This is a genomic window from Crassaminicella thermophila (assembly GCF_008152325.1).
Lineage (GTDB): Bacteria > Bacillota > Clostridia > Peptostreptococcales > Thermotaleaceae > Crassaminicella_A > Crassaminicella_A thermophila.
On sequence record NZ_CP042243.1, the window covers coordinates 2,751,507 to 2,764,285 of the forward strand.

12 protein-coding genes and 1 pseudogene are annotated in these 12,779 nt (G+C 30.9%); all 13 read right to left on the reverse strand.

The features are described 5' to 3' along the window. Positions 1–137 precede the first annotated feature (137 nt). A complete protein-coding gene (locus FQB35_RS13860) occupies positions 138–1,538 on the reverse strand; it encodes a sigma-54 interaction domain-containing protein (protein ID WP_148810866.1) in 1,401 nt (466 codons plus the stop codon). Positions 1,539–1,639: 101 nt separating this feature from the next. Further along, positions 1,640–2,380: a DALR anticodon-binding domain-containing protein gene (locus FQB35_RS13865; RefSeq protein WP_148810441.1), complete on the reverse strand. Its 741-nt coding sequence runs from the start codon at positions 2,378–2,380 to the stop codon at positions 1,640–1,642. A gap of 18 nt (positions 2,381–2,398) precedes the next feature. After that, complete coding sequence (locus FQB35_RS13870; protein ID WP_148810442.1) at positions 2,399–2,815, reverse strand: DUF1934 domain-containing protein; 417 nt, start codon at positions 2,813–2,815, stop codon at positions 2,399–2,401. A gap of 15 nt (positions 2,816–2,830) precedes the next feature. Then, complete coding sequence (locus tag FQB35_RS13875) at positions 2,831–3,910, reverse strand: D-alanine--D-alanine ligase (RefSeq protein WP_148810443.1); 1,080 nt, start codon at positions 3,908–3,910, stop codon at positions 2,831–2,833. Between the two features lie 144 nt (positions 3,911–4,054). After that, the gene (gene ypeB, locus FQB35_RS13880; protein ID WP_148810444.1) at positions 4,055–5,416 is read right to left on the reverse strand and encodes a germination protein YpeB; all 1,362 of its coding nucleotides are present in this window, start codon (positions 5,414–5,416) and stop codon (positions 4,055–4,057) included. A gap of 12 nt (positions 5,417–5,428) precedes the next feature. Further along, positions 5,429–6,133, reverse strand: coding sequence for a spore cortex-lytic enzyme (gene sleB / locus FQB35_RS13885; RefSeq protein WP_148810445.1), 705 nt, complete (start codon positions 6,131–6,133; stop codon positions 5,429–5,431). Between the two features lie 112 nt (positions 6,134–6,245). Then, a complete protein-coding gene (gene spoIIR, locus FQB35_RS13890; protein WP_231701807.1) occupies positions 6,246–6,941 on the reverse strand; it encodes a stage II sporulation protein R in 696 nt (231 codons plus the stop codon). A 94-nt stretch (positions 6,942–7,035) separates the two neighbouring features. Beyond that, positions 7,036–8,172, reverse strand: a complete 1,137-nt coding sequence (locus FQB35_RS13895) for a Ger(x)C family spore germination protein (RefSeq protein WP_148810446.1) — start codon at positions 8,170–8,172, stop codon at positions 7,036–7,038. Further along, positions 8,165–9,271, reverse strand: coding sequence for a GerAB/ArcD/ProY family transporter (locus tag FQB35_RS13900; protein WP_168198360.1), 1,107 nt, complete (start codon positions 9,269–9,271; stop codon positions 8,165–8,167). Before FQB35_RS13900 ends, FQB35_RS13895 begins: the two co-directional genes overlap by 8 nt. Further along, a pseudogene (locus tag FQB35_RS13905) lies at positions 9,264–10,848 on the reverse strand (spore germination protein). The gene FQB35_RS13900 and the pseudogene FQB35_RS13905 overlap by 8 nt, the downstream one beginning before the upstream one ends. A gap of 14 nt (positions 10,849–10,862) precedes the next feature. Then, positions 10,863–11,069: a CLC_0170 family protein gene (locus FQB35_RS16700; protein WP_408625506.1), complete on the reverse strand. Its 207-nt coding sequence runs from the start codon at positions 11,067–11,069 to the stop codon at positions 10,863–10,865. 116 nt (positions 11,070–11,185) lie between these two features. Continuing rightward, positions 11,186–11,872: a GntR family transcriptional regulator gene (locus tag FQB35_RS13910; RefSeq protein ID WP_148810448.1), complete on the reverse strand. Its 687-nt coding sequence runs from the start codon at positions 11,870–11,872 to the stop codon at positions 11,186–11,188. After that, the gene (gene ispE / locus FQB35_RS13915) at positions 11,859–12,734 is read right to left on the reverse strand and encodes a 4-(cytidine 5'-diphospho)-2-C-methyl-D-erythritol kinase (RefSeq protein WP_148810449.1); all 876 of its coding nucleotides are present in this window, start codon (positions 12,732–12,734) and stop codon (positions 11,859–11,861) included. Before ispE ends, FQB35_RS13910 begins: the two co-directional genes overlap by 14 nt. Positions 12,735–12,779 lie beyond the last annotated feature (45 nt).

Genomic DNA, 12,779 nt, shown 5'->3' on the forward strand with positions numbered 1-12,779 from the left:
TTATCTAAATAAAAAAACATAAAAACCTCTATTTAACTAGTGTTTAGAGATTTTTATGTTTCTCACTACAGGAAAAGGTTTTCCATTTCTTATAAAAAAACTTCTTTTTTGTGCCCAATTTTCGGCAGTTACTCTCCTTATACCTTTATTTTATATTTTTTTATTTTGTATTGAAGTGTTTGTCTTGGTATTTGTAAACTGTCTGCTGCATGGCTTATATTCCCATCTCCTTGCTCAAGGGCATTTTTAATCATGTCTATTTCAAGGTTTTTTAACGCAGTCTTTAATGGAACATTTTGTATGTCTATTTCCTTTTTTATACTCTTTTTATTAAACCTTTCAAAATTCATTGGCAAACAATCTAATGTAATAACATCTCCATCCATTAAATTCATTGCCCCTTCAATAACATGCTCTAACTCCCGTACATTCCCAGGCCAATCATAGTTTTGAAAAATTTCTAATACTTCATCAGATACACCTTTTACAGCTTTTTCTAATCTATTGTTAAATTTATCAATGAAATATTTTGTAAGTAAGAGAATATCTCCTTTTCTTTCCTTTAGTTGAGGAAGCTTTAATGCTACTACATTTAAACGATAGTAAAGATCCCGTCGTAACATCTTATTTTCCACAGCAACTAATGGGTCCTCATTGCTAGCAGCAACTATTCTCACATCTACTTGTCTTGTTTTGCTATCTCCAACTCTTCTAATTGTACCATCTTGAAGTACTCTTAATAGCTTTACTTGAAGCTCGATAGGCATAGAGTTAATTTCATCTAAAAAAAGAGTCCCTCCATTTGCCAACTCAAATAAGCCAGCACGGTTATCAGCTCCAGTAAAACTCCCCTTTACAGTTCCAAATAATATACTTTCAAGCAAATTTGCAGGCAACGCTCCACAGTTTTGGGCTATAAACGGCTTATCTCTCCTACTACTCGCTGCATGAATTGCATGAACAAATAATTCTTTTCCAGTACCAGTTTCCCCATAAATCAATACAGGAGAAGATGTCTGTGCAGCCTTCATAGCTAAATTCTTAACTTTGCAGATTTCCTTACTTTGGCCAATAATATCTATAAATGTATAGTTGGCACAATCTCCCTTACCTTTGCTTTTATTCCCTTTTTCCTTATTAATCAATTTTTCTTGAAGGGCTACTACTTTTTCTGATAATTCCTTTACATCTGTTATGTTCTTTGATATTTCTATGGCTCCTATAATTTTTTGTCTTGATTTTATAGGAAATGATGAATTTATTGTTGTAATTTTCTTTCCTTTATAATTCAAAAATGTTTGTTGCATATTAAAGGTTGGTTTTCCTTTTTCTATAGCTATTAACAAGGTGCTTGTTTCTGGATCTAAAGAAGGATATACATCCAAAATATATCTTCCTATAGCCTCTTCCCTTCCAATGTCTTCTAGCTCTGCTGCTGCTTTATTAAAATAAACTATTCGACCTCTCTCATCAATTATCTGTATCCCTTCTTCTATATAGTCTAAAATCCTTTCCATATTTCTTCTAGAAAAAATCATTTCCACTTTATCACACCTCCCAAATGCCAAATTTTCATCACTAAATGCCGAAATTTCGTCACATGGTTCAAAACAAAAGCAGCTTTCGCTGCATTTTGTTACTACATTTTTGTTGGTGCATGTATATTAAAGATATCTAGTATGTCCTTTATAACTATCCTTATACCATTTATTATCTTTAGAGTAACATATAGTTTTCTTTTGTCAAGTTTCCTAAAAAGTATTTTTTCTTGAAATTTATAAAAAAGCTCACAAAGCTTTATCATATATTGAACAATTTCATTTGGATTCTCACTTTTAAGAACTTTAGGATAAGCTAATATTTTTCTTATCATCATCTTTTCAAAAGGACTTATTTCATAATCAGATATATTAATAGGTATATTTTTTATAGAAACTCCTTCTTCTTCAAAGATTTTAATAATCGAATAAATCCTGCTGTGCACATATTGAGCAGATCGTATTATATAAGTATCCAATTCTTCTTTTAAAGTATATTCTTTACATAATTGCTTTAAATGTATTTTGTTTAAGTTTTCATATTCCTTAAAGTCTAAAAGCTCATAGAAAATATAAGATTTTAAGAAAAAATTTATAAATCCTGGGTTTGCAATATCTATTCTTTCAAATATATCATATTTTTTATTTATTTGATTAACAATCTGCTCAGCTAAATCCATAGGATGTTTTTTTAAAATTTTAGATGTCTTCAGTGCTATATTAGTAGTATAATCACCATGTACATCTACTTTTGGTTCTTCTACTTGAATATCCTCTATCGCTATTTCATATTCAAAATGATCTTTTAATACTTCTTGTATTATTTTTTTTATCTTTTGCATAATATACACATCTCTACCTTACATAATCTTTATATTTAATTTATTTGTACTTTCAGCCATCCCTTGTAAATTCACAAAATACTCGATACGAATATCTCCTTTTTTTGCATCTGTAATTGAGTATTCGATCTCCTTAGTTAGCACTTCCATGTTAAAGGTTCCATAAGGAGTATGATAATTTGTATTAAATCGTTTCCCTTTTTCAAATATTATTTCTGACTTTAATGCCCCAAATCTTTTCATTGATATTTTATCTTTTGAAAGCTTTACCGTTGTAGTGCACCCTTCCATACCAGAAACCTCTGTTTCTTCATAGATTAAATATATATAATCTCCTTTTTCATATAGTTTTCCTTCTGTAAATAATTCAATAGTATTTTCTTCTCCATCCATATTTTTCTGCATACCTTCAATTTTTAACATTACCTTCTTCATTTGTACACCTCATTCTTATTTGTCTTTATATCTTTCTAATGCTAGCTGAATTAATTGATCAATTAATTGATCATAAGGAATTCCCGTTTGTTCCCATAATAAAGGATACATACTGTATTTTGTAAAACCTGGCATTGTATTTACTTCATTAATATAAACCTTATTTGTATCTTTCTCTAAGAAAAAATCAACTCTTGCAAGCCCTGTACAGTCTATAGCCTTGTAAGCCTTTATAGCTAATTCTCTTATTTCTATAGATTTATCTTCAGAAAGGTCTGCAGGAATAACCATTTTTGATTTTCCGTCGTCAAAGTATTTTGCCTTATAATCATAAAATTCATGCGAAGGAAGAATTTCACCTAATATAGAAGCTTTTGGCTCATCATTTCCAAGTACTGCACATTCAATTTCTCTACCATTAATAAATTCTTCTATCAAAATCTTTCTATCATGTTTTGCTGCTTCTTCTAAGCCATTGATTAATTCTTCCTTATTATGTGCTTTTGTTATACCAACACTAGATCCTAAGTTTGCAGGTTTTAAGAATACTGGATATTGAAATTTTTTTTCAATTAGCTCAATACATTCTTTTTTATTACCTCTTATTTTTTTTCTCATGATTACTAAATATTTTCCCACAGGTAATCCTGAATATTCAAATATTCTTTTTGTATAGACCTTATCCATTCCTATAGCAGAAGCCAATACCCCTGCCCCTACATATGGAATATCTGCCATTTCAAACAATCCTTGAATAGTTCCATCTTCTCCAAAGGGGCCATGCAATACGGGAAAAATCACATCCATTTTATCAAGAAATTTTGATTTTTCTCCATTAAATGGAATACATGAAGCCATCTCCTCATTATCTTCTTGCAATTGTTTTTTTGCTATTTCTTCCCATTCTCCATTTTCAATTTTTTCAATAGGTCCATTATATATCATCCAATTGCCTTCCTTTGTAATTCCTATAGGAAAACAATTATACCTTTCTTTATTTATTGCTTTTATCACTGATGTTGCAGACATAAGAGATACTTCATGTTCTCCTGACCTTCCACCGAACACAACAGCTACATTCGTTTTTTTACCCATGACTTAACCCCCAAAGTAAATGATTTTTTATATAATTCATTAATATTCTATACTTATAGGATTTATTAATCAAATCATTTTTTAAAGTCACCAATAATAAATTAAATATGCAGTTGCTTTGTATAAAACAACTGCATATTTTTCCTAAATCATTAATGTTCCATTTTCATTCTTAATAAGCTTTAATATTTTTTCTTCTTCGCCAGTATTAGCATTAATGTATACTAAGAATTTATCTCCCTTATAGTTTGCCTCAAATTCATAACAATAAATTTCTCCAAAAGAACTAGTTGGAATGATGCATAATTGTGGTTTCTTTTCCACCTCTGCACGAACACTTACCTTCTCTCTTGCTTCTTTTGGTGTAATCTTTGGCTTTTTAATATCTCTTTTATAATTTGCAGTCAAAAAGTGGGTTGCATCAAAGCCTACAATTTCTCCATTGTCTAAAGCTACCTTAACTTTAATTAAGTCAGGATACATCAAAACATTCTCCTGTTTGTATACATAATTTATAAGGACGACACCATCATATCTTAGTGTATAAGTAGGAATCATGTTTTTAAATCCTTGATTTTCTAAAAACTTAGAAGCATATTTTATTGCTTGTTTTGGAGAAATATTTGCTTTTTCTACTTTTCGATTATTTAAAATCCAAGCAATATATCCTTTTCTTTGGGTAATATCTATATATATAGGATTTCCTTTTCCTTTTGTCTGATTTTTAGGTATAACTTCAAAGCTGTACGTATCGATTCTGCCTTTCCCATTTGTAAGCTTTTCTACTTTATCAATTTTTCCATCTAAAGCTTTTATCACTTTCTTTTTTGCTTCTTCCTGTGTGATTTTATCGCCCTTTAATCTTGGACGCATTCCTGCAATTACATGCTCTGAAAAAGGTCCATCATAAATAAGCTCTGGATATTCTACCATTCTTTCTTCAAACTTTTTAAACTTTAATTGAATAGGATTCTCTTTTTCTGCTTCTTTGTTTAATTTTTTGCTTCCTTCTCTTCTTAGTTCACCCTTCCAAACAGTACCTTTTAAAGCCTTCTTTTGCAAATCATGTAAATCTTGTGCTAATTCTAATGCATAATTATGAAGTTTTTCTAAATTGTCAATTTCTTTTTCTCCTAATTTTTCTTCTTTAATGCTTCGATTATACATAGCAAATGTATAATCTCCTAATTGGCTTAAAAATTTTTCTGTCTTAGTTATATCTGCATGTTTGATAGGAAGTTGGGATAACTTTTCTTGAGCATTATAAGCATTCTGCCATATATTTGAATACAATAGAATATTTTCTTTTGTTTGGGAAGATACCATTAATTTTGATAAATCAGTAGTAATGGTTTCTACACTTGTCATTAAATCATAATACATTCTTTGAAATTGATTATCTAAAAATGTATAGTAATCATTTTTTTCTTTATATTGATTATAGCCCCATATACCTGTAGCTACCAAAGCAACAACAAGAATAATTAAGAGTGTATATCTTTTCATTTACATCCCTCCTTAATTACCGAACCAGTGTTTCCCTATTTTTTTAACTACCTTTCTAGACCAAATCCACTTACTAGTAGCTGTAGCAGGATTCCAATAATATAAGCACCCTCCCGTTGGATCCCATCCATTTAATGCATCTTGCGCTGCCTTTATACAGCTATCCTCTGGTGGCAGATTTATTTGTCCATCACTTACTGCAGTAAATGCACCTGGCTGATAAATCACCCCTGCAATAGTATTTGGAAATGAAGGATGTCTTGTCCTATTTAAAATGACAGCACCTACTGCTACCTGTCCTATGTATGGTTCTCCTCTTGCTTCACCTGTTATTGCTTTTGCCAAAAGTGTTACCTCATCATTCCTTGTCGTCCCTTGACTGCTAGGCCTATAATCTGCTCCTTTAGTAGTCTTTTCCACAGGAAAGCCTAACTTTTCTGCTGTTTTGGGTCCTACTACGCCATCAACCGTTAATCCATTCTTTTTTTGAAATTTTTTCACTGCTTCAAAAGTTCCTCCGCCAAATACACCATCAATCGGTCCATCATAATATCCCCAATTTTTTAATTTTGTTTGAAGCTGTTTTACTTCTGATCCGCTAGATCCCCAATATAAAGTTTCTAAAGCAGATCCTATATTAAAATAGCTATCATATGTTAAGGATAAGCATAAGGAAATTATTATGAAAAAACTTATAAAAAATAATTTTCTTCTCATATTGTAGCCTCCTTTCATCCTTATTTTTTGTAGGGCTTTCTTTATTTATTCCATAAGGAAGGGTATGGTTATTTTTGGATATAAAAATAGATTGAAGGATAAAACCTTCAATCTATTTCATTCCCACTACCTTATCAAATTTTGATTTTGCGTACTCTAATATTTCGACAACTTTAAATTTTAGCTTTATTGGCATTTCATTACTACTTCTCGCTGTTTGAATCATTTTAAATTCTTCTTCTGTTAATACATTCATCATTTCTTGTTTTGTCCTTTCATCTGTCAATCCATTGTTTATATCAATAAAACATAAAGGAGGAAATAACACACACCACCAGTTTGCCCCTTCTCCTTCTCCAATTACAACTCTTAAAGCTTCATAATTTCCAGCAGGTAATGTGATGGCTCCATAGTTTTTTGTGGGGAAATTAAAATTTCCAAGCATTGCTTTTACTGAATAATTACTATTATTTTTTTTGATTTCTTCTTTAGCAATCTTTTCTATATTGCTTAAATTTGCTTCTATGATCATTCTCGTTTGATCTAAGCTCTTTGAATTTTCAAACTTAGGATTCATCTCTTTAATGATTCTATCCCTTACCTTTAACTTTAAAGCTTGATCCTCTTTAGAATCGCTATTTGCAATTACATGAAATCTAATTAGATGCTCTTTGTAGCTTTTTTGGTTTTTATATACATCTTTTGTAAAACTATAAAATCCAGCTGTTATAAATGCAATAAGTATAATTCCAATAATAAATCTCTTTTTTGCTTTCTTTATATATACCATTTTTATATTCCTTTCCATAAAAACTCCCCCTATTGCTAATCTTTTATTATACTTTCAGTATTAACAAATAGGGGAAATTTTAAACTAAAATTTATATATTTTTCCTTGGTATTTATTGGGTGACTCCAACTCTTCTTATTTTCATATCTACATGAACCACTACTTCTGTTTTCGGAAAAATTTCATCCCAATTATCCTTTACCTTATCCCATGTATTTGGCTCATGTTTCCTCAGATATTCACCAGCTTGCACCAAATCTGCTCCAAAATCCTTCTGTATTTTTTTATAAGTTGATTTTATTTGCTCTTGAATCTTTTTTGACAATGCTTTTTCTAATTTATTTATATATTTATTATCTAGGGGTTGATTTCTTACCTCAAATAAATGTTGTGTCAAATCACCTTCCCCCTTGACCTCAAAACTCGTTATTATTTTTCCATCTTTTTCAAAAACCTTCATCTTAGTTTTTGTTTCTGTTATTTCCATTGGAATAATAAGATTGTCCACAGAAACATTAACTACACTATCCTTCATCTTATCTAACATATACATCAGTGCATTAGTCTCTATCTCTCCTAAATAACCTACCATTTTAAAATCTTTTAAAACAGCAGCACCTGCAATTTTAATACCCTTATCATCTGGTATTATTCTAGGTACTATAGCTGCACGACTTTCATGAAGACTTCTAAGAATGTATCCTAAGTCTGCATCTGCAACTCTAGATGATACCCTTTTTTTTACCAAATCTCTTACGAATAATCCAAGTACAGGTTGTTCTTCTAGATTCACCTTTAAAACATCCTTCTGAAGACTTGGCGTAATCATTAAATTTACCTTTCTACCAATAGAAGGGCTCCTCTCTATTACATCTAATATTTCTCTTAATAATTTTTCCTCTTTTGCAAATTCTTCTCCTATAACTACAGCCTTCAGATGACCAAAATATGCAGTCTTATTGATTCTTGTATTGATAAGATCTATTATATCATTTGCATTAATTCCTACAGAAGTCATTAAAAAGTTTGGTTTCCCTTGGACTTTTCCAGCAATCAATCCTGTATTAGCATATTCAAAAGTTATAACATATCTATTTCTTTTTATGTCTGAAGCTTTCTCTTGTTCATTATATTTATCTACTCCGAACATGGTAATGAAAGCCCTCTTATCTATTTCTACCTTATCCCAACAACCTGTAAAAAAGACTATACTCATTAACCCAATAAAGATTATCTTCCATTTATGCACCCTTCTTCCCTCCTTTTTTCTTTCTAAATATACTGACCCCTAAAAGCAACAAAGGCAGTATTATAACATAAAAACTCCCTAAATAGTTTGAAAGCAAATCTATATAATCATTTACCTGAGCTATATTATCTGGTATCAAAGAAATATAATAAATAATAGGAAGTATAGGCAATACAAAGTAGTTTTGCTCCCTTGATTTTAAAACTCTACTCAATATAAGACTAGCCCCAAAGTATAAAACCACTAAAGTCATAAATACAGAAAAAATCCACATAGCGATCACAAAAACTTGAATATTTTCTATAAAAGCCCCTGGTAAATCTACTGTCTTAAAAAGCTCAATTGACGGCCATATAATATGAGTACTCTCAATTATCCCAAACCTTGCAACCGTTACAATGATTATAAACATATAGATAGCCCCTACCATCCCTACAGACATAAATGCATGTTTTGTAATATTTCTTAAATCTACTACAAATGCAGAAAAAACCATAAGCACCTCTATTCCTATAAAACTAAAAAAAGTAATAGGAATTGCTTTTAAAATTTTCAATATTGGAGTATGAAAAAAAGGCAATAAATTTGTCATATCAATTTCTGGAAGCACAGGAAGTATCAGTACAATTGCAATGCATGTAACAATAGGAAATACAATCTGCGCCATTCTTGCAATTGGCTCTATACCACTCCTAACTAAATAAGCAGCTGTAGCTAGCAATGTAATAATCAATACCTCAATAGGTGTATTAAAAAGCAAATATTCTTTTGCTATTTCTCCAAATACTCTTACTTCAGCAGCAGATATTATAATAAAATATATACAAAACCCTATAGATATTATTAGTCCTAAGGGCTTTCCTATCAATGTAGTACTAAATTCCACCACTGTTTCTTGAGGAAATTTTCTTGTAAGTTTGGTCATAAAAAGGGTCAAACAAAAAACGATCAAAATAGTAATACATAGTACAATCCATCCATCAGGACCTACTGCTTCTGTAATAGTTCTAGGAAGAGTCAAAATTCCTACCCCTACCATGTTAACAGCAAGAATTAATCCCAATTGGAAGCTAGATATTTTATCATTGTTTCTATTCATCCTGCTCACCATCCTCTACTTCTACATTTTCTCTGACCTTTCTTAATCTATCGCTATCACTTCTATGCAAAAATTCTGGTCTTTTTTTCATAGCATATAGAGGCGCTCTAATAAAAACATCTTTAAAGTCTTTCATCGTCATTTCACTAGCTACAAATGGACTTAAATATGGTACTCCAAAGCTCTTTTAAATTGCATAGGTGAATCAGTATAATAATCAACCCGAGTATTATTCCATATAATCCCAATACACCTGCTAATCCCATTAATATAAATCTTAACATTCGAAAAGATATAGCCAGGCTGTAATTAGGCGTTGTATAAGCAGCCATAGCTGTTAGTGCAACAACAATAACTATAAGAGGACTCACAATTCCTGCTTCTACTGCAGCTTGTCCTAACACAAGACCTCCAACAATACCAATTGTAGCACCAATAGCCCCAGGCAATCTGATTCCAGCTTCTCTTAATAATTCAAGAGAAGCTTCCATTATAAAAGCCTCTATAAAGGCTGGAAAAGGTACATTCATCCTGCTCCCAGCAATATACATAGCCAAATCCGTAGGAAGCATTCCCGGATGGTAAGAGGTAATAGCAATATACAAACTCGGTAGTATAAGTGCTACCACAATAGATAAACATCTTAATATTCTAAGAGCCGAAGCAATAAAAAACCTTTCATTATAATCTTCTGGAGACTGAATTAATGTAACAATTGTTGCTGGAATCAAAAGTGCAAAAGGAGTATTATCTATTATAATAGCTACACGTCCTTCATAAAGTGCTGCAGATACTGTATCTGGTCTTTGAGTATGCTGAATTTGAGGGAATGGAGATCTCCATTCATCTTCAATCAACTGTTCAACATATCCACTTTCTAATATGGCATCTATATGTATTTTATCTAGTCTTTCTTTTACCATTTTTAATACGTTCTTATTTACAATTTCTTCAATATAAAGAATCGCTATATCTGTCTTAGACCTTTCTCCTAACTGCATCTGCTTAATCTTAAATTTTGGATCTCTAATTCTTCTTCTAACTAATGACGTATTAACACGCAAAGTCTCAGTAAATCCATCTCTTGAACCTCTAATTACTGTCTCTGTAGATGGCTCACTAACCCCTCTCATAGGCCATCCCTTTGAAGCAATGACAATAAGTTTATCCCATTTATCAGAAATCAATACTGTATCTCCAGAAAGAATCGAATCAATAGCACTATTAATATCATCAATTTCTTTAATATCTGATACGGCAATGGCACCATCCTTTATGGCTTCATATATTTTTTGTTTCAATACTTTAAAATCAATATTTTCATCAGGAGACAATGCCATAAGATTTTTTAATACAAAATCATTTAATAAATTGGTATTTACCAACCCCTCTGCATAAACAGTTGCAAATTTTAATTTTTCTTCTTTTCCTGCATAAAATTCTCGATATATAATGTCATCACAACTATTTAAGATTTCTTTTATTTTCTGTAAATTTTTATCATAATCCTTATAAACAGGAATTTTTTCTCTTTCATCCTCTTTTTTATCTTCAAATAATTTCTCAAAAAATCCCATAGTCTGTCCTCCTTTTATTCGAACACCTTAAAAATAATATAAAACCCAATATTTCCAACTAAATATGTCCAGCCTATAAATTTGCAAATCTTTGCCTCTTTTTTTAATTTCTTTTTCCTCAATGACTTATAATCTACAAATAAACAAAATAGCCCAATACTTATGCTTAAAAAAAATACATAAAAACTATAAAAATCTTTCATCTCTTTATAGAAAAACATTATAGATTTTAACAAAATGACATCACCTTCTTAAACAATCTTATAATATAATGTTTACATATTTAGGTAAGTATATACAAAAAAGGAACAGCTAAAAAACTGTTCCTTTAATATTGCTATTCTTTTTTTATTTTATCTGCAAATTTCATAATCGTACTTTCCAGATCATCCACATGCTTTTGTGCTACCTTTTGAGCTTTTTCTACTTCTCTATTAGAGATAGCTTCAAGAATTTCCTGGTGATCTGACAATATGGTTTTTAATTGATTGTATTCTATAAAATAAGTTGTTCTAAATCTTTGCACCTGCTCTTGTAAGCTTTGAGCAATCTGAATCAATTTTGGATTTCGAGTAGACCGTAATATTTTATCATGAAACTGCATATCCTTTTCAATCATTTTTTCTTTATCATCATTTTCTAATGCTTTTTTAAAATTATTAGATATTAATTCAAGTTCTTCTAATTCTTCATCTGTTATTCTCTCTGCTGCTAAGGCAGCTGCTAATCCTTCTAATACACTTCTTACTTCTAATACATCTAAAATATCCTTTACTGATACATCTGCAACATAAGCTCCTTTTCTAGCAATCATCACTACAAGACCTTCTAATTCTAATTTTCTGATGGCTTCTCTAACAGGTGTTCTACTTACCCCTAACTGTTCTGCTATTTGAACTTCCATTAATCTCTCACTAGGTTTTAAATTTCCATTTAGAATGGCATTTCTTAGATGTTCAAAAACTACATCCCTAAGCGGTTGATAATTTTGAAGTCTTAAATCTCCTAATCTACTTATGGTCATACGATCCCCTCCCATCATAAGTCTTGACAAGATACACTTGATTGTATACTTTGCTCAAATTTTCATAAGCACTTTTTGCTTTGTTGTAATCTTTATATATACCAAATACTGTTGGGCCACTTCCACTCATCAAACTTCCCCAAGCATGATATTCTAACATTTTTCTTTTAATATCTTTTACAATAGGATGCATGCTTTCTGTTACAGGTTCTAAAACATTGCATAAATTCTCCACAACACTTTGCAAATCTTGATTTTCTAAAGCATTTAATATTATATCTGTATTTGGATGCTTCCTAATTTTACTTACATCTAAATTACCATATACACTTGCTGTAGATACACTTATATTTGGTTTGCAAAGAACAACCCATTCATTAATTCCTCTTATAGGCGTTAATTTTTCACCAATTCCCTCAGCTAGCGCTGCTCCTCCTAATATACAAAAAGGAACATCAGCTCCTAAAGATAAACTCGCCTCCATAAGTTCTTCCTTCGTAGCATTAATTCCCCATAATTTATTTAGCCCTATCATTACAGCTGCTGCATCTGTACTTCCTCCTGCAAGGCCTGCTGCTACTGGAATCTTTTTATCTATGTATATGTGTACACCCCTATCCACATGAAACTTTTCCATCATAAGCTTTGCTGCTTTATATGCAATGTTTCCTTCATGAGTAGGGATAAATTCACAGTTGCTTTCCAATAGAATTCCCTTATCTATATTTTTTAATAATATTTCATCATATAAATCTATCTGTTGCATAATCATCTTTACTTCATGATAGCCATCCTCTCTTCTTCTTAAAACATCTAATGATAAATTAATCTTTGCTCTGCCTCGTATCTTTATTTCATCCATTCGTTTCACTCCTCATCATTCTTTCATTACTATTTTATCATTTTT

Bases quoted from the DNA above. Each gene is read 5' to 3' on its own strand.
- spoIIR (WP_231701807.1), bottom strand. From the start codon at position 6,941: ATGGAAAGGAATATAAAAATGGTATATATAAAGAAAGCAAAAAAGAGA.
- FQB35_RS13875 (WP_148810443.1), bottom strand. From the start codon at position 3,910: ATGGGTAAAAAAACGAATGTAGCTGTTGTGTTCGGTGGAAGGTCAGGA.
- sleB (WP_148810445.1), bottom strand. From the start codon at position 6,133: ATGAGAAGAAAATTATTTTTTATAAGTTTTTTCATAATAATTTCCTTA.
- FQB35_RS13865 (WP_148810441.1), bottom strand. From the start codon at position 2,380: ATGCAAAAGATAAAAAAAATAATACAAGAAGTATTAAAAGATCATTTT.
- FQB35_RS16700 (WP_408625506.1), bottom strand. From the start codon at position 11,069: ATGTTTTTCTATAAAGAGATGAAAGATTTTTATAGTTTTTATGTATTT.
- ispE (WP_148810449.1), bottom strand. From the start codon at position 12,734: ATGGATGAAATAAAGATACGAGGCAGAGCAAAGATTAATTTATCATTA.
- FQB35_RS13870 (WP_148810442.1), bottom strand. From the start codon at position 2,815: ATGAAGAAGGTAATGTTAAAAATTGAAGGTATGCAGAAAAATATGGAT.
- ypeB (WP_148810444.1), bottom strand. From the start codon at position 5,416: ATGAAAAGATATACACTCTTAATTATTCTTGTTGTTGCTTTGGTAGCT.
- FQB35_RS13860 (WP_148810866.1), bottom strand. From the start codon at position 1,538: ATGATTTTTTCTAGAAGAAATATGGAAAGGATTTTAGACTATATAGAA.
- FQB35_RS13900 (WP_168198360.1), bottom strand. From the start codon at position 9,271: ATGAATAGAAACAATGATAAAATATCTAGCTTCCAATTGGGATTAATT.
- FQB35_RS13910 (WP_148810448.1), bottom strand. From the start codon at position 11,872: ATGACCATAAGTAGATTAGGAGATTTAAGACTTCAAAATTATCAACCG.